17 protein-coding genes and 1 pseudogene are annotated in these 16,197 nt (G+C 59.6%); 13 read left to right on the top strand and 5 right to left on the bottom strand.

Translation table 11 applies throughout. The annotated features are described in order from the left end of the window. The first annotated feature begins 105 nt into the window (after positions 1-105). Positions 106-909 (top strand): diaminopimelate epimerase, encoded by an 804-nt coding sequence (dapF, locus tag J3P94_RS19590; protein WP_434569314.1) that lies wholly within the window; start codon positions 106-108, stop codon positions 907-909. A 238-nt stretch (positions 910-1,147) separates the two neighbouring features. Here the strand turns inward: dapF and J3P94_RS19585 are convergent. Continuing rightward, positions 1,148-1,709 (bottom strand): annotated as a pseudogene (locus J3P94_RS19585) (nucleotidyltransferase family protein). A 75-nt stretch (positions 1,710-1,784) separates the two neighbouring features. On the opposite strand from J3P94_RS19585, the gene J3P94_RS19580 reads away from it, so the two are divergent. From J3P94_RS19580 to J3P94_RS19535, 10 genes are all read left to right on the top strand, one after another. After that, on the top strand, positions 1,785-2,600 hold the full coding sequence (locus J3P94_RS19580) for a suppressor of fused domain protein (protein ID WP_434569313.1): 816 nt from the start codon (positions 1,785-1,787) through the stop codon (positions 2,598-2,600). A 72-nt stretch (positions 2,601-2,672) separates the two neighbouring features. After that, positions 2,673-2,975, top strand: coding sequence for an ArsR/SmtB family transcription factor (locus tag J3P94_RS19575; protein ID WP_305501316.1), 303 nt, complete (start codon positions 2,673-2,675; stop codon positions 2,973-2,975). Between the two features lie 63 nt (positions 2,976-3,038). Further along, positions 3,039-4,013, top strand: coding sequence for a zinc-dependent alcohol dehydrogenase family protein (locus J3P94_RS19570; RefSeq protein WP_434569312.1), 975 nt, complete (start codon positions 3,039-3,041; stop codon positions 4,011-4,013). A gap of 40 nt (positions 4,014-4,053) precedes the next feature. Next, a complete protein-coding gene (locus tag J3P94_RS19565) occupies positions 4,054-4,395 on the top strand; it encodes an antibiotic biosynthesis monooxygenase family protein (protein WP_434569311.1) in 342 nt (113 codons plus the stop codon). Positions 4,396-4,552: 157 nt separating this feature from the next. Next, positions 4,553-6,742: a response regulator gene (locus tag J3P94_RS19560; protein ID WP_434569310.1), complete on the top strand. Its 2,190-nt coding sequence runs from the start codon at positions 4,553-4,555 to the stop codon at positions 6,740-6,742. Positions 6,743-7,433: 691 nt separating this feature from the next. Beyond that, the gene (locus tag J3P94_RS19555; RefSeq protein WP_434569309.1) at positions 7,434-7,844 is read left to right on the top strand and encodes a glycine zipper domain-containing protein; all 411 of its coding nucleotides are present in this window, start codon (positions 7,434-7,436) and stop codon (positions 7,842-7,844) included. A gap of 121 nt (positions 7,845-7,965) precedes the next feature. Beyond that, positions 7,966-8,139 carry a hypothetical protein gene (locus J3P94_RS19550; RefSeq protein ID WP_305495999.1) on the top strand — a complete coding sequence of 58 codons (174 nt, stop codon included), beginning with the start codon at positions 7,966-7,968 and terminating at the stop codon, positions 8,137-8,139. Between the two features lie 36 nt (positions 8,140-8,175). Next, positions 8,176-8,379, top strand: a complete 204-nt coding sequence (locus J3P94_RS19545) for a hypothetical protein (protein WP_305495998.1) — start codon at positions 8,176-8,178, stop codon at positions 8,377-8,379. An 87-nt stretch (positions 8,380-8,466) separates the two neighbouring features. Continuing rightward, positions 8,467-8,838 carry a hypothetical protein gene (locus J3P94_RS19540; RefSeq protein WP_434569308.1) on the top strand — a complete coding sequence of 124 codons (372 nt, stop codon included), beginning with the start codon at positions 8,467-8,469 and terminating at the stop codon, positions 8,836-8,838. A 255-nt stretch (positions 8,839-9,093) separates the two neighbouring features. Then, complete coding sequence (locus J3P94_RS19535) at positions 9,094-9,789, top strand: HAD-IA family hydrolase (protein ID WP_434569307.1); 696 nt, start codon at positions 9,094-9,096, stop codon at positions 9,787-9,789. Positions 9,790-9,855: 66 nt separating this feature from the next. On the opposite strand, the gene J3P94_RS19530 is transcribed toward J3P94_RS19535, so the two are convergent. Beyond that, positions 9,856-10,602: a 3-oxoacyl-ACP reductase family protein gene (locus J3P94_RS19530; RefSeq protein WP_434569306.1), complete on the bottom strand. Its 747-nt coding sequence runs from the start codon at positions 10,600-10,602 to the stop codon at positions 9,856-9,858. Between the two features lie 128 nt (positions 10,603-10,730). Between J3P94_RS19530 and J3P94_RS19525 the strand changes: the two genes are divergently transcribed. Further along, positions 10,731-11,654, top strand: a complete 924-nt coding sequence (locus J3P94_RS19525; RefSeq protein ID WP_434569305.1) for a LysR family transcriptional regulator — start codon at positions 10,731-10,733, stop codon at positions 11,652-11,654. Between the two features lie 147 nt (positions 11,655-11,801). Here the strand turns inward: J3P94_RS19525 and J3P94_RS19520 are convergent, their stop codons facing one another. The 3 genes from J3P94_RS19520 to J3P94_RS19510 form a co-directional block, all read right to left on the bottom strand. After that, the gene (locus J3P94_RS19520; RefSeq protein WP_434569304.1) at positions 11,802-12,530 is read right to left on the bottom strand and encodes an aspartate/glutamate racemase family protein; all 729 of its coding nucleotides are present in this window, start codon (positions 12,528-12,530) and stop codon (positions 11,802-11,804) included. A gap of 59 nt (positions 12,531-12,589) precedes the next feature. After that, positions 12,590-14,119 (bottom strand): NCS1 family nucleobase:cation symporter-1, encoded by a 1,530-nt coding sequence (locus J3P94_RS19515; protein WP_434569303.1) that lies wholly within the window; start codon positions 14,117-14,119, stop codon positions 12,590-12,592. A gap of 450 nt (positions 14,120-14,569) precedes the next feature. Continuing rightward, positions 14,570-15,313, bottom strand: a complete 744-nt coding sequence (locus J3P94_RS19510) for a phosphoadenylyl-sulfate reductase (RefSeq protein ID WP_434569302.1) — start codon at positions 15,311-15,313, stop codon at positions 14,570-14,572. A gap of 172 nt (positions 15,314-15,485) precedes the next feature. On the opposite strand from J3P94_RS19510, the gene thrH reads away from it, so the two are divergent. Then, the gene (gene thrH, locus J3P94_RS19505) at positions 15,486-16,103 is read left to right on the top strand and encodes a bifunctional phosphoserine phosphatase/homoserine phosphotransferase ThrH (protein ID WP_434569301.1); all 618 of its coding nucleotides are present in this window, start codon (positions 15,486-15,488) and stop codon (positions 16,101-16,103) included. Positions 16,104-16,197 lie beyond the last annotated feature (94 nt).

The raw sequence follows: 16,197 nt of genomic DNA, 5'->3' as shown, positions 1-16,197 counted from the left end.
AGAATGTTAGCTTTCCAAGCGCCATAACGTTATAGACGGAATTCAACGACGCGCATTGAGCCTCTTTGAATAGTCCCGTCCGTTATCCATTGCCAGGATCAATCCATGCCGCTGAACTTCCAAAAAATGCACGCCAATGGCGACGATTTTGTCATCGTCGATTCGCGAAACTCGCCCAGTCCGGTGACCGGTGCGATGGCCCGGCGGATGGGGGATCGGAACCGCGGCGTGGGCTTCAACCAACTTGCGGTGCTGCTCGATTGTGACGATGCCGATGCGCGGGTGGTGTTCTGGAACGCAGATGGCTCCGCGCTGGATGTTTGTGGCAGCGCGACGCGCGGGGCGGCGGACCTGCTCATGCGCGAAGCCAATGTTGCTTCGGTAGCGCTACGCACCAACCGCGGTCTGTTGATCTGCGAGCGTACGCCAAACGGCGACATTTGCGTCGACATGGGCGTGCCACTTTGCGGCTGGTCGGACATTCCCCTGTCGCAGGACCTGGACTCCACCGTTTTGCCCCTTGCCGGTAGTCCAGCCGCGTGCAGCATGGGCAATCCGCATTGCACATATTTTGTCGACGACCTAGCGGACGTTGATATCGCCACGATCGGACCGGCCATCGAAACCCACCCGCTATTCCCACTCAAGACCAATGTTCATTTCGTCCAGGTAGTTGATCGCACGCATATCCGATTGCGCATCTGGGAGCGCGGGGCGGGCATTGCGCTAGGTTCAGGTTCTTGCTCGTGCGGCGCGGTTGTCAACGGAATCCGTCGTGGACTGCTGGACAGTACCGTCGAAGTTGAATGTGATGGCGGAAACGTGACGGTGCAATGGGACGGCGTGGGTTCGGTCTTTCTGATCGGCCCGGTGGAGGCAAGTTTCTCAGGGACAATGAGTCAAGCTTGAGTAGGCAGGTGCTTGAGCCCTGAGCCGATTTCTGTGGCAGCGAGCCTGCTCGCGAAGGCGGCAGCAACTTCCGTACATAATCTTCCAAGTACACGCTTCGTGGCGAGGGAGCTTGCTCCCGCTCGGCGGCGTAGCCGTCGTAGACCGGTGAATGCAGTTCGTCTGGAAGAACGTTTGGGGCGGCTTTGCCGCCCAGCGGGAGCAAGCTCCCTCGCCACCAGGACCATGGAGATTTGCATCATGTTTCCATGATCCTGAGCCACGGCCAGCGAGCCTGATAACTTCCCGCTTTCTCAACGAACAAAATCCGGCTGGGGGTTTTTTGGATTGATACGGAGAATGCCTTGCTCTACGTCAGCCAGGCCGTAGGGCGCATAGACTTCATCGGTTTCAACATCCAGTCCGATACAGGTCCCCGCAATCAAATAACGATCAACACCATCCTTGGCCGACTGAAGCTGAGGATAAGACTTGCCAAACCGCTGACCGTACCAAAGGTGGACGCGAGCCTGGTTCTTGATCTCGATGTTGACGTCGAGGTCCTGGAAGAGTTGCCGGGCGGCGTTGATCACTTCATTCTCGGCTTCCCAGGAAAGGTCCGGATCGAAGTAAAAAACATCGTAATCCTTGACACCCCAAGCGGGCGCTTGCTGCGTTTGATGATTCCAGACGGCCTGGAACATGCAGCCAGCGGTAAGCATGCATTGATCCAGGCCGAGCGAAGGCAGTCGCGCGGTGATTTGCGCGTTGATGGGGTTGGTCATTGCTATCCTGACCAGGCTTTCGGCCGTCAGCGTCATAAGTATCCCTTGGGAAAATCGATCCTGGCTGGCGCCTGACCTTACAGCAACTGCAAGTTTCGAACAGGAACACCCATGAATTTTTTCAAGAAGCTCTTCGGTTCATCCAAAGCCCCTGAAACCCAGGACGCGCAGTCAACGCCGCAGACCCAGGAGCTCGGCGACCTGACCGAGGCAGAAACAGCCAATCTGGCCATCCGGGAAGCGGGTGAAGCGTGCCTGGATCGTCATTGGCGCGCTGTCGGCACCGTCGAGCGGGATGTCCTTGCCTATATGATCAGTCCAACCTTTTCCGGTGGCCCTTACTGGCCCTCCAGCCGCCAGGCCTACCGCGTGGTTCGCCGTGGCGACACGATCATTATCGCCACGGAAGGCCTGTCGGATCCGTTCGATGATACGGAAGGAATGGGCAACGGTTTCGAAATGGAGTTGTTCATCGAAACTGCGGATATACCCGAGCACGCCTATGGCCCGGTGGGTGAGGTCGACCCTTTCAAGCGCAGTTGGGCATTCGAGCTCGTGGAGCATGTTGCCAGGACGGTCGCCGACGCTGGCGGCATCACGCACCAGCTTGATCAGTACGGGGCGCTGTCCCTGGAGATTCCCGGGTCCAGTCAATCGCACCATATGAGTGAGCAATTGCCCAAGCTCTTCGTAACGGATGATGATTGCACTGGGGTCCTGCTGGGAGGCCCCGAGCCGGACTTCTCTACCCGAGTGGAGGATATGCCCTTGTCACCGGTCAGATTGGTGCCGGTGGTGTTGATCACCGCGGCGGAGTTGGAGTACGTGCGTTCCGGTGGGCGAGCGGCGCGGGAGGATCTGGTGGGCCGTTTGCAGGAGGCGGGCGTCGGACATATGAGCAGCCTGCATCGAGCGAGTGTGGTGTGAGTCGGATGGGCTCGGACGAAAAGCTTGAAGTTGCGTATTGACATATCTAAAAATCTCGATATCCTCGGCGTCATGGAATTGATCGAAATATTCAAAGCGCTCTCGAACCCTACACGCCTTCAGATCCTGAAGGGTCTGAAGGACCCCGCAAAGAACTTCCCTCCGCAGGATGAAGGTGACGTTCATACGGTGGGAGTCTGCGTCAGCAGTATTCAAGAAGGTATCGGACTGTCGCAGTCGACGGTGTCCGGTTATCTTGCGACGTTGCAACGAGTGGGGTTGGTCGAAGTCAGGCGCATCGGTCAATGGACTTACTACAAGCGCAATGAAGCAGCCATCAGCGCGCTTGCGGAGATCATAGGGACAGAACTGTAATTTTTTTGCCGCATCATATCGAGATATCTCGATATCCCTTTTTATCGATACGAGGATTTTGCAATGAAAGCGATGATACTCAAGTCATTTGGCGGGTCGGGTTCGTTCGAGCTTCGCGATGTGCCCAAGCCAGTGCCGCAGACAGGACAAGTCCTGGTCCGGGTACATGCAACCTCCATCAATCCGTTGGATTACCAGGTTCGACGCGGCGACTATCCCGACCTGGTGCAACTGCCGGCCATTACCGGCCACGATGTATCGGGCGTTGTCGAAGAAGTTGGGCCAGGGGTGACAAACTTCGCTCCGGGCGATGAAGTCTGGTACACCCCGCAAATATTCGACGGGCCAGGAAGTTATGCCGAGTACCACGTCGCTGCCGAGAGCATCGTCGGGAAGAAGCCAGCCTCGCTGAGCCATCTTGAGGCGGCGAGCCTGACCCTGGTTGGCGGGACGGTATGGGAAGCATTGATCGTGCGTGCGGCGCTCAGAGTGGGAGAAAGCATTCTGATACACGGCGGCGCGGGAGGCGTCGGCCATGTAGCGATCCAGTTGGCAAAAGCCATGGGAGCACAGGTGTTCACCACCGTGCGCGAGGCAAACGCCGAGTTCGCACGCAGCATGGGCGCCGATGTGATCATCGACTACGAAAAACAGGATTATGTTGAAGCCGTCATGCGAGAAACGGGTGGCCGCGGTGTGGATGTCGTGTTCGACACCATCGGCGGCAACACATTGTCACGCAGCCCTGACGTGCTCGCACAACTTGGCCGCGTCGTCACGATCGTCGACATTTCACAGCCACAGAATGTCGTTCAGGCCTGGGGCAAGAACGCGAGTTATCACTTCGTTTTCACCAGACAGAACCGCGGCAAACTCGATGAGTTGAGCGCATTGGTAGCGCGGGGTCTGCTGCGGCCACATGTCGGCGCCGTCTATTCGCTGGCCGACATCGGGCTCGCCCATGCCCGGCTGGAAAGTCCAAACAATGGCATTCGAGGAAAAATCGCGATCGCAGTCGAGCCGTCGCTCATCGCGTAATGCGCTTTTTCAACCGCTTGAGTCATTTTCGAGGTACGCCATGATTTACGAGATCGCTCTGCTCCCGGTTCACAAAGAACGCATTGAAATGTTCAGACGAGCATTTGCCGAGGTCGCCCCTTTGCTCACCCGAGCAAAGGGCTACGGCGGCCATTTGCTGGCGCAAGGGATTGAAACTCCCGAGCAATTCAACCTGATCGTGCGATGGCAATCGCTTGAGCATCACACACCGGGTTTCGAAGAAAGTGAAGACCACCAGCTGTTCATGCTGGGCTTGGAGGAATACTTTTCTGCAGAACCGAGGGTCTACCACATCGAGGGGGCGGCTTTCTTTACCGGTGAAGGTGCTGATCCAGGCGGCGCCGTCAGCTGGGGAATCTAAGCCGATCCCCACTCTCCGAGTGTCCGGTCCTTTCAGCCCGACCCATCCGACAATCCAATCGCGCATTCTCACGTGACGCGGGATAATACGGCTCAGCTTGGGGTCACAAGCGTTTCCCCCCTCGTTGGGATTGGCGGTTGAGCAAGGATCGAAGGCAATGACAGATTGGCTCCAGAGCTACGGAGAAATGGCTGAACGGGTCCGCCGCCATGACTGGGACAGCACGCCACTCGGGCCGCCCGCGCAATGGCCCGATGTGCTGAAGACAACCGTGGCGCTGAGCCTGGCTTCGCATTTCCCTCAGGCCATCGTCTGGGGACCGGACTTGATCACGTTATACAACGATGCGTTCACGCCCATTCTCGGCAGCAAACCCGAGGCGCTGGGGCGGCCGTTCAATGAGGTCTGGCGGGAGGCCTGGAGCGAGATCGGCCCTATCGTGGGGGCGGCTTTTGATGGGCAGGCGACGTTTATCGAGAACTTTCCGCTGGTGATCGAGCGCGGTGGTGGTCCTGAACAGGCCTATTTCACCTTCTGCTACAGCCCTATCCGCGACCAGTTCGGCAAAGTGGTGGGCATGCTCGACACGGTCACCGAGACCACTGCGACCGTATTCATGACCCAGCGCCTGGCGGTGCTCGATGCAATCGGCAGCGCCGTGGCGAATGCCACCGATCCACAGGCGATCATGGCGGCCACCGCCCGGATCCTGGCGGCGCACCTCAACCTGTCCAACTGCGCATACGCTGACATGGACGAAGACGAGGACGGCTTTACGATTCGCGGCGATTGGGCCCGGGCCGGGTCGCCGAGTATCGTCGGGCACTACCGACTGGCGGATTTCGGTCGGCTGGCGGTCGCCAACCTGGGCGCCGGCAAGCCGCTGGTGATCAATGACAACCTGGCGGAGCTGGCACCGGAGGAGGCGGCAGCGTTCCAGTCGATCGGTATTGCGGCGACTATTTGTGTTCCGTTGATCAAGAATGGACGGTTGACCGCCCTGATGGCCATCCACGATAAAACGCCCCGGATCTGGTCGTCCAACGATCTGGCGCTGCTGTTGGAAGTCACCGAGCGATCCTGGGCGCATATCGAACGCGCTCGGGCGGACGCGGCCGTGCGTGAAGGCCTCGCCGCCCTGGCCGAACTGAACGCAACGCTGGAGCAACGGGTCGAGGAGCGCACTACACGATTGAGGCAGACCGAAGCGGCGCTGCACCAGTCGCAGAAACTCGAAGCCATCGGCCAGCTCACCGGCGGCGTGGCCCACGATTTCAACAATCTCCTGACGATCATCCGCTCCTCTGTCGATTTCCTGCGCATGCCTAACCTGTCCGACGAGCGCCGCCAACGCTACATGACCGCCGTTTCCGAGACGGTGGAACGTGCTTCGAAGCTGACCAGCCAATTGCTGGCGTTTGCCCGGCGCCAGCCGTTGACGCCGGAAATCATCGACGTGCGCAAGCAGGTACAGAGCCTCGGCGACATGCTGGAGACCGTGACCGGGGCGCGGATTCACGTCAAGGTCGAATTGTGCGAGCAGCCCTGTTACATCCGCGCCGACCTGAGCCAGTTCGAAACGGCGTTGATCAACATGGCCCTGAACGCCCGGGACGCGATGAACGGCCAGGGAACGCTGTGGCTACGGCTCAATTGCGGTGCAGGCATGCCGCCGATCCGCGGCCATGCCGGGGCAGGGCAGGTATTTGCCGCGATTGTCCTGGAAGACACCGGCACGGGTATTGCCCCGGAGGCACTTGAACACATCTTCGAACCGTTCTTCACCACCAAGGAGGTGGGCAAGGGAACGGGGTTGGGATTGTCCCAAGTGTTCGGTTTCGCAAAACAGTCCGGTGGCAATGTCGATGTCTCGACCGTGGTCGGAAAGGGCAGCGTATTTACCTTATATCTTCCGGAGGTGGAGCCCGAGGAGCAGCATGAACCCGAGGGAGAGGAAAACTCTCTGCTGGTGCTGGAAAAAGGCCGGCGCCGGGTATTGGTCGTGGAGGACAATCTGGAGGTGGGGCGCTTTGCCAACCAGATCCTGCAAGACCTCGGATACGAAACGGCCTGGGCGACCAATGCCGAACAGGCGCTGGAAATGGTCGGCCCGGATGCGATGGCGTTCGACGCGATATTTTCCGACGTGGTCATGCCGGGCATCAGTGGCATTGCCCTTGCCAGGCAACTGCGCCAGCGCCGCAAGGATCTGCCGGTGGTGCTGACCTCCGGCTACAGCGAGGAGCTGGCCCACAGCGGGCATGAAGGTTTCGCGTTTTTGTCCAAGCCTTACTCGGCCGATCAGGTTTCCCGGGTTTTAAACCAGACGCTGTTGGGCTCGGACTGAGTTGTTTCGGTTTTGAAACAACGCTTACCCGTTCGTCGGCGAGGCGGTCCCTTGAATCATTGGTCTGTTGATGACCGGCTAGTCTCAATTCGAAGGTCGGTATTTCCAGGCAATTGGTTATTGCCGGTATCGGCTCGATGAAAGGGGAAAAATGCGATGGGAGCACCGTACAGCGAGGAGAACGGAGCCGCGTATCCGATCAATGAAGGGTTGCAGTGTGGGCAATCGGCCTATCGGTCGGACTTTGGTGACGAGCCAATCAAGTCAATCCGGACCAAGGTGGCCAAGGTGCCGCGGGGCGAGAAGGCCAAGTTCTTGCCCAGGGTCCCGCTCAGCAAATAACCGCCGTGGCCAGGGGGCATGCTCGCGCTCGGGCGCGATGGAATTGCCGTGCAATCCAGCGGGAGCAAGCTCCCTCGCCACGGGGAATTCCAGCGTTTGTATAAATATCTTTTTATCTTTTTTTCGACTGGCGTTTTCTTTCACGTTTCTTTCACAAGCAGGCGCGTAGTCTGAGCTCATCCGTTAGAAAGCAGTACCTGCCCGTTTCCCCAGCGGGCTTTTTTTTGCCTGTCATAAAACTACCCCTGCGTTTGTTGTCGAACCGTCATGGCTGACACGGTTTGGCGTACACTCGCGCCAGCGCGCACCGGCCATCTCTCCCCGATGCGGCATTCTTGAGGTTTTTATCATGCGTTTGACTTTGTCCACCTTGGTGCTTGGGCTTGTGGTCGCTCAGGGCGCGATGGCCGCTGGCGACGGTACCGCTGCGGTTGGTGGTGGCTTGGGCGGTGTCCTGGGGAACGTGGTCGGCCAGCAGATGGGCGGCAGCACAGGCGCGGCGATTGGCGCCGGTGTCGGCGGTGCAGCCGGCAGTGCGGTCGGGGCTCGCAAGGGCAGCCGTACGGAAGCGGCCATCGGTGGTGGGCTGGGATCGGCCGGTGGTTCGATTGTTGGCAATCGCCTGGGCGGGTCCACGGGCTCGACTATCGGCGCAGGCGTCGGTGGGGCGGCAGGCGGCGCATTGGGCAGCAACCTGTCCAACGATAACGACGGACATTCCAGAAGCAAGAAGCACAAGCACAAGAGAAAGCATCGCTGAGCGAATGCATGAATGAAAAAACCCGGCCCCGTGCCGGGTTTTTTCATATTGGCTATTTCCCGGAACGTTTACCTCGCCATCGCCTCGAATTGATACACCCACTTGCATTGTGAGTTATGCCATGACCCCGGAAACCGAAGGCAAGGAAGAAAAAGGCCCCTCGGGCGTCCCGTTCATCAATGATCCAGGCGTCAACGACCCGGGCAACGAAGATCCCGGTTCCCTGATGGATGACGCCCAGGTGCCCTTGATCGAGGATGAAGAAACCGAAGTTGAGGATGAATCCTACGATTGAGCCTTCCAGCCCAAACTGCACGACCAGGAGATTGTTATGACTGCCGACTCGCCTGTTCCCGACGACGATGAAACCCCGGAATATCCGTTGCCTTCGCCCACCGACTCATTGAGCCGCGATCAGCGTCCACCTGATGACGATGCTGGAGTAGAGCAGGTGCCAAGCGAAGATGAAGACGTTGAGGCGGCGCCGGACGATCCCGATATTGCCGGTGATGATGCTTCCGGCAAGCCGAGCTGAAGAGCAGTTCCGTCCGTCCGGTTGTCGGCACCATCAGTCAATGATGGTTGCCACACATCAGGTAGCTATCTGAAAAGGAGACTTATCATGATGAAGCCAAACATGACCGCGCTGGCGTTGGCCGGGATTCTATCGGCCAGCTCGTTGGCGGCTTTCGCCCAATCCGACAGCGCGCCCGTGGACAAGGGAGGCATGCCGCCCTCTACCCAGATGGACGCCGGCTCCACCACCGAGAAAGCCGGTAACGCTCTGCCACCCGGTTCCGTGGGAGGAGGCAATGGCGGCGACGCCAGCGGCAGCAGCACCAGCCCGGGAACCGGGAGTGGCTCCACCAGCGGTGGCAGCACGATGGGCGGCGGTTCTTCCGGCTCAAGTAGTGGAACCGGTAGCAGCAGCAGTAGCGGTGGCAGCTCCAGCGGCGGCGGATCGGGCTCCGGCTCAGGCGGCTCCGGCGGCTAATGCATGACCCTCTGCTGATCATCCAGTCTGTTAGTGGCGAGGGAGCTTGCTCCCGCTGGGCGCCAAGCGCCCCTGAAACGTAGTCAACTGCCGCCCGGCCAAGGCGCGGCCGATCCCTCGCCACCCCCTTGAAAATTTCCCATTGCCTGCGCCAAGCACGGCTCGTTATTCTGCTGAATCCTTTAAGGCGAACACGCTGCGCTGGCCGCACCTGAGCCATCCCTGGAATGTTGTGTTGATAACGGATCAGATGCGATGAATGCACCGCTGAAAAAGTTTGGACCGATCAAGGCTGTGATTTTCGATATGGATGGCCTGCTGCTGGATACCGAAGGTATCTACACCGAGGTCACCTCCATCATCGCCGAGCGCTACGGGCGCACGTTCGACTGGAGCGTCAAGCAGAACATCATCGGGCGCGGCGCCGGGGACCTGGCGCGCTACGTGGTGCAGGCGCTGGAGCTGCCGATCACCCCGGAGGAATTTCTGGTGATTCGTGAACCGCTCATGCGTGAACGTTTCCCCCACGCCCTGGCGATGCCCGGCGCGGAGGAATTGGTGCGGCATCTCAAAGCCCATGACGTGCCGATTGCGGTGGGAACCAGTTCGTCGCGTCAGTCGTTCGAACTGAAAACCACCCTGCACCGGGATTGGTTCGCGCTGTTCGACTTCATTGTTACCGCCGATGACCCCGAAGTGGGAGCGGCGAAACCGGCGCCGGATATCTTTCTCACCGCTGCCCGTCGCCTGGGTGTCGCGCCGGTGGATTGCCTGGTCTTCGAGGATTCCCCGTTTGGTGTGACGGCGGCGAAGGCGGCAGGCATGACGGCTATTGCGATTCCCGACTCGGCCATGGCCGACGAAAAGTACAGCCATGCCGACGCCATTATCCGTTCGCTCAAGCTGTTCCAGCCAAGCCTGTGCGGTTTGCCGGAACTGGAGTGGGCCTGAAAAAGGGCTGCTGCGCCCGAAAGCGTCGAAGCAGCCCAGCGGGAGCAGGCTCCCGCGCGACGTGGGTCAGGCGCCGAAACCACCGTCGATTGTCAGGCTGGCCCCGGTGATATAGGCCGCTTCCGGACCCGCGAGGTAGGCGACGAAGCTGGCGATTTCTTCCACCGTGCCATAACGGCCTACCGCCATGAGCTCCATCAGGCTGGAGGCGAAATCGCTATCCGCCGGGTTCATGTCAGTGTCCACCGGGCCGGGCTGAACATTGTTGACGGTGATGCCGCGTGGGCCCAGGTCGCGAGCCAGGCCTTTGGTCAGGCCCACCAGCGCGGATTTGCTCATGGCGTAGGTGGCGCCGCCAGCGAAGGGCATGCGGTCGGCATTGGTGCTGCCGATATTGATGACTCGGCCCCCTTCGCTCATATGCCGTGCGGCTGCCTGAGTGGCGACAAATACGCTGCGCACGTTGATGGCGAGGGTCTGGTCAAAATCTTCCAGCTTGAATTCATCCAGCGGCGCCAACGCCAGGATGCCCGCGTTGTTGACCAGGATGTCCAATCGGCCAAAGGCGTCGACGGTGGCGGCGACGGCATTGCGGATGGCGTCGGCATCGGCGCTGTCGGCCTTGATTGCCAGGGCCTTGCCGCCGGCGGCGGTGATGCTGTCCTGCAGTTCTTCAGACTTGGCGCCAGAGCTGACGTAGGTGAAGGCCACGGCCGCGCCTTCTGCAGCAAGGCGTTTGACAATGGCGGCGCCGATGCCGCGGGAACCGCCTTGGACCAAGGCGACTTTGCCACTCAGTGTTTGCGTGCTCATGCGGGTGTTCTCCAAAGGTGCCGGGGCGAGATGCCGCGGTTGATGGGGTGAGTATCAAGACTAGGCCATCGGCTGTGTAGACCTTCATTGATATAGTCTGTGTAAACCAAAATTTTAGAGTGGGCGTCATGGAGAGTTTCAGCAGTATCGAATGTTTTGTCCGCAGCGCCGAGGTCGGCAGCTTCGCCGAGGCCGCACGCCGCTTGAGCCTGACCCCGGCGGCGGTAGGCAAAAGCGTCGCCAAGCTTGAAGCGCGCCTGGGCGTTCGGCTGTTCCAGCGCAGCACTCGACGCCTGGCCTTGACCGAGGCCGGCCAACTGTTCCTGCGGGAAGTGGGCAGCAGTTTTAATACCATCCAGAACGCTGTCGCCAACCTGGCCAGCGCCGGCGGGCAGCCAGCCGGCACGCTGAAGGTGAGCATGGGCACGGCGTTCGGCCGGTTGTATATCGTGCCGTTGCTGGGTGAGTTTTTGCGCCGATACCCGGCAATCAACCCGGACTGGCATTTCGATAACCGTCAGGTGGACCTGATCGGCCAGGGTTTCGATGCCGCCATCGGCGGCGGCTTCGAGCTGCCCCAGGGCGTCGTGGCGCGTAAATTGACGGTGGCTCATCGGGTGCTGGTTGCGTCCGGACAGTACCTGCAAAACCATGCCGCCGTCGTTGAGCCGCAGGATCTGGCGCAACATCAGGGAATCCTGATCCGCTCACCGCAGACAGGGCGTATCCGTTCCTGGCAACTGACCAGCCGCAACCGCGAACACAGCCCGCTGACACTCAAGGCGGGGATGACAATGAGTGACTCGGAAGCCGCCTGCATCACCGCAGCCCAAGGGCTGGGCATTGCCCTGGTGAGCATGCCGTTTGCCGTGCCGTTCCTGGACAGTGGCGCACTGCAACGGGTGCTGCCGGACTGGTACGTCGACGATGGCAACATCTCGATCTACTACGCCGAGCACAAACTGCTGCCGGGCAAGACCCGGGCGTTCGTGGATTTTATCATCGAGCAGTTTGCCGAGCAGGGGCTGGCGCAGCGGTTCAGTGCTGTTTGAGCCTGGCTGGGAGTCGAGTCGCCCTCATTCGCGAGCAGGCTCGCTCCCACACTGGTTCGGCGGTGACCGCACCTTTTGTGCCCCGCAAAAAAAACTGTGGGAGCGAGCCTGCTCGCGAAAGGGGCAACGCAGTCTAAAGCCGCAAACTCACCGCCCAAACCGCCCCGGCCAGCCAATGATGGTCTTCGGTCGCGGCGTCGCATAAGTGCGCACTTTCGACGTGGACAACCCCAGCCGCACCAGCGACTCGGCAATCGTCACCGCCGCCGTCACGCCATCGACCACAGGCACTCCGGTGCGTTGACGAATCTGCTCATCCAGCCCGGCCATGCCGCCGCAACCCAGACAGATCACTTCGGCCTTGTCCTGGCTGACGGCGAGTTCCGCCTGATGGACGATGGCTTCAACCGCCCGCTGCGGGTCTTGCTCAAGTTCCAGCACCGCGAGGCCACTGGCCCGGACTGAGGCGCAGCGGTCGAACAGGCCGGAAAGCTTGAGCCGGTCCTCGATCAGCGGCACCGTGCGGTCCAGGGTGGTGACGACCGAGTAGGCATGACCAAGAAACATGGCCGTGCTGGCGCCGGCGTCGGTGATGTCCACCACTGGCACGTTGAGCAGTTCCTGCAGTCCTTCCCGACCGTGTTCGCCGTAGCCGGCCTGGATTACCGCGTCGAACGGCTGGTCGTAGGACATCACCCGGTCCATCACGGCGATGGCGGCCAGGTAGCTTTCAAAATTGCCTTCGATCGAGTCTGCCCCGAAATGCGGCGTCAGCCCGACGATCTCGGTTCCCGGCGCGGCAACGGCCTGGGCCTGGCGCGCGATGGACTGAGTGATGGACTCGGTGGTGTTGACGTTGACGATGAGAATTCGCATGAGTAGTCCTTTTTGCAGCGTAACGGTAGATGGCCCGAATCCCCGTGCCTTTCGAACAATCAATGGCTGACGTTATCCACGGCAATGGACTCACCGCTGACGTCCTCGTAATGCACCTCGCGCTTGGCAACGATCAGGTACAGCAACCCTGCAATCGAAGCGCCAATCAGCCAGGAAAACGGAGAAATACTGTCGAAACCGGGCACCAGCGCCAGGACAATCGCGATCAGCGCCGCTGGAATGAACGCCGCTACCGCCCGCAGGTTGACCCCATTGCTGTAGAAATACGCACCGTTTGGGTCCTCGCTGTAGAGTTGCGGCACGTTGATGCGGCCTTTTCGCAGCAACCAGTAGTCGACCATGATCACGCCGTACAGCGGCCCGAGCAGGGCGCCGAGACCGGAGAGGAAATACACGATCACCAGCGGGCTGTTGTAGAGGTTCCACGGCAGGATCAGCACGGCAATGGCGGCACTGATCAGCCCGGCACGACGGAAGTTCAGGTACCTGGGCGCCAGGTTACTGAGGACGAAGGCCGGGGCGACAAAGTTGGCCATGATATTCACCGCCACGGTGACGATCAGGAACGCCAGGCAACCGAGCACCAGGAAAAAGGTGTTGGGAATCGAGGCGATGACCTGGGTCGGGCTCTCGATGACCTGGCCATTGATCTGGAACTGCGCACCGCACAACAGAATGGTGATGGCGGCAAATACCAGAATATTCACCGGCAGGCCCCAGAAATTTCCGACGACGATCGTCCGCCGGCACGGCGAGGAGCGAGCGAAATCGCAAAAGTTGAGGATCAATGTGCCATAGATCGCCAGCCACAGCGCACCACCGGCGAATATGTTGCGCCACATCTCACCGCCGGCCAGCGGCTCGCGGATCGACCAGGCAATCGTTGCACCGGCCTGGAAGTACATCCAGCCGGCCAACGCCGCGACTGTCACCAGGATGACCGGGCCGGCGAAGCCTTCATAGCGCCGCACGGTTTCCATGCCATAGGCCAGGATCATCAGTTGCACGAACCAGATGGCGACGAAGCATACCCAGCCCAGGCTCGAAAGCCCTAGGATCGAGTTCTGATCATAATCGGCAAAGCCCGGATGAATCGCCACCAGCAGCACCCGAAACACCACGGACGCCAGGTAAGTCTGGATACCAAACCAGGCAATTGCGATGACGGCCCTGATCAGTGCGGGAATCTGCGCACCGTGTATGCCAAAACTGATCCGGCTGATGACCGGAAACGGCACGCCGGTCTTCTGCCCCATATAGCCGGACAGATTCATGAAGCCGTACACCAGCGCCGCGCCGATCCCCAGCGACAGTAAAATCTGCCAACCGCCCAGGCCCAAGGCATACAGGCCGATGGCGAATGAATAATTGGCAATGTTATGCACGTCGTTGGTCCACAGCGCGAAGATGCTGTAGCGGCCCCAGCGTCGCCCTTCGGCTTTGGTGGGCGCGAGGTCCTTGTTGTGTAGCCTTGGACTCAAGGTGAGAGGGGCCGCGGGTTGTTCATCCAGGGCAGCGGTTGGGGAGGGCAGATCCAGCGCGATGTTATTGGAAAGACTTGTACGCATTCCGGCAGGCTCCTGACTCTCAGGCCACGATGACTGTGCTTGAGCGCGAGGCTCGGCAGATCTTCGTCGCGGCGGTGAGCATCATTGGTTACGGGGCATCTGCAGCCTGTACGGGATAGGGCGCTTCAGGCTTGCGGATCAAAAAGTGTGTGTATGTTTTGGTATTGTTGTATACAAAACACTTGTCGAGTTAAGCCAGATATATGCCACTTGCGAGTCTAGCTTTGGCGTCGTTAATTTCGTTTCGTTATGTTTTACGGATAAATCACTGAAATAATGGAAGTTAAAACTGACCGTTCGAACAGGTATTTATTTTAGGGGGCGAGCGCCAACGGGAAGGAAAACAGGCAGCGCGCAAGGGTGCCTGTAACTTTTAGGGGCATTAAAACCCGAGGTGCACACAAAAATGCCACCTGAGGTGACATTTTTGTGTACATGGCTGCGGCGGGATCAGACGGTCTTGGATTTGGCGATGATATTGCCAGCGTGCAGCCCGCATTCTTTTTGCGTGGCTTCTTCCCACCACCAGCGGCCTTCGCGCTCGTGCTGGTTCGGCAGGACAGGGCGGGTGCAGGGCTCACAGCCGATGCTGATGAAACCGCGCTCATGCAGGCTGTTATAAGGCAACTCCAGCATGCGGATATAACCCCAGACTTCCTCGCTGGTCATCTGCGACAACGGGTTGAATTTGTACAGCGTGCGCTCCGGCGTGGAGAACGCCGTGTCGATTTCCAGCACGGCCACCTGGCTGCGGGTGCCCGGGCTCTGGTCGCGGCGCTGACCGGTAGCCCAAGCGCGGACATCGGTCAGTTTGCGGCGCAGCGGCTCGATCTTGCGGATGCCACAGCATTCACCGTGACCGTCCTTGTAGAAGCTGAACAGGCCTTTTTCCTTCACGAAAGGGTCCAGTTTCGTATGGTCGGGCGAGATCAGTTCGATATCGATCTTGTAATGCTCGCGCACTTGTTCAATGAAACGATAGGTTTCCGGGTGCAGGCGACCGGTGTCGAGGCTGAACACCTTGACGTTCTTGTTCAGCTTCCAGGCCATGTCCACCAGCACGACGTCTTCAGCGCCACTGAAGGATATCCACAGGTCGTCGCCGAATTCGGCAAAGGCCAGCTTGAGGATGTCCTGCGGGGACTTGTTGGCATAGGTCGTGGCGAGTTCCACGACATCAAACGATGGGCTCATCAGGGCGGTTTCCTACAGGTCGGTGGCGCTGGGCGCTCTATATGGGGCTGATGGTAACAAAAGCTGCCGGGGCTGGCGCGCTCCTGTGCGTTGCGCGGGCTTCGGCGAATGGCTAGAGTCGGCAGTCCTTTTGTTCGCTCAACCGATAAACATCAAAAAATGGGAGTGTCTTGTGGAAATTGCCTGTCTCGACCTGGAAGGTGTGCTGGTTCCGGAGATCTGGATCGCCTTCGCTGAAAAAACCGGGATTGACTCCCTCAGGGCAACCACTCGGGACATTCCCGACTACGACGTGCTGATGAAGCAACGGTTGCGTATCCTGGATGAGCATGGCCTGAAGCTCTCCGACATCCAGGAAGTCATCGCTACGCTCAAGCCGCTGGACGGCGCCATCGAGTTCGTCGACTGGCTGCGCGAGCGCTTCCAAGTGGTGATTCTTTCCGACACGTTCTACGAATTTTCCCAGCCGCTGATGCGTCAGCTGGGCTTCCCGACGCTGCTCTGCCATCGTCTGGTTACCGACGACAGCGGACGGGTGACTGGCTATCAGTTGCGTCAGAAAGATCCGAAGCGCCAGTCGGTCCTGGCCTTCAAGAGTTTGTACTACCGAGTAATTGCCGCCGGGGATTCCTACAACGACACGACGATGCTGGGCGAAGCCGATGCCGGGATTCTGTTCCATGCGCCGGAAAACGTGATCCGTGAGTTCCCGCAGTTTCCGGCGGTGCATACGTTCGCCGAGTTGAAGCAGGAATTCATCAAGGCCTCGAACCGCAATCTCAACTTGTAAACCAAACCCCCTGTGGGAGCGAGCTTGCTCGCGATAGCGGTGGATCAGTTTGCTCAAAAGTGGCTGACCCATTGCAATCGCGAGCAAGCTCGCT

Source organism: Pseudomonas sp. Z3-8, from assembly GCF_051131975.1.
Lineage (GTDB): Bacteria > Pseudomonadota > Gammaproteobacteria > Pseudomonadales > Pseudomonadaceae > Aquipseudomonas.
The sequence above is the reverse complement of the archived record's forward strand: the minus strand, read 5'-3'. Positions and strand labels throughout refer to the sequence as shown.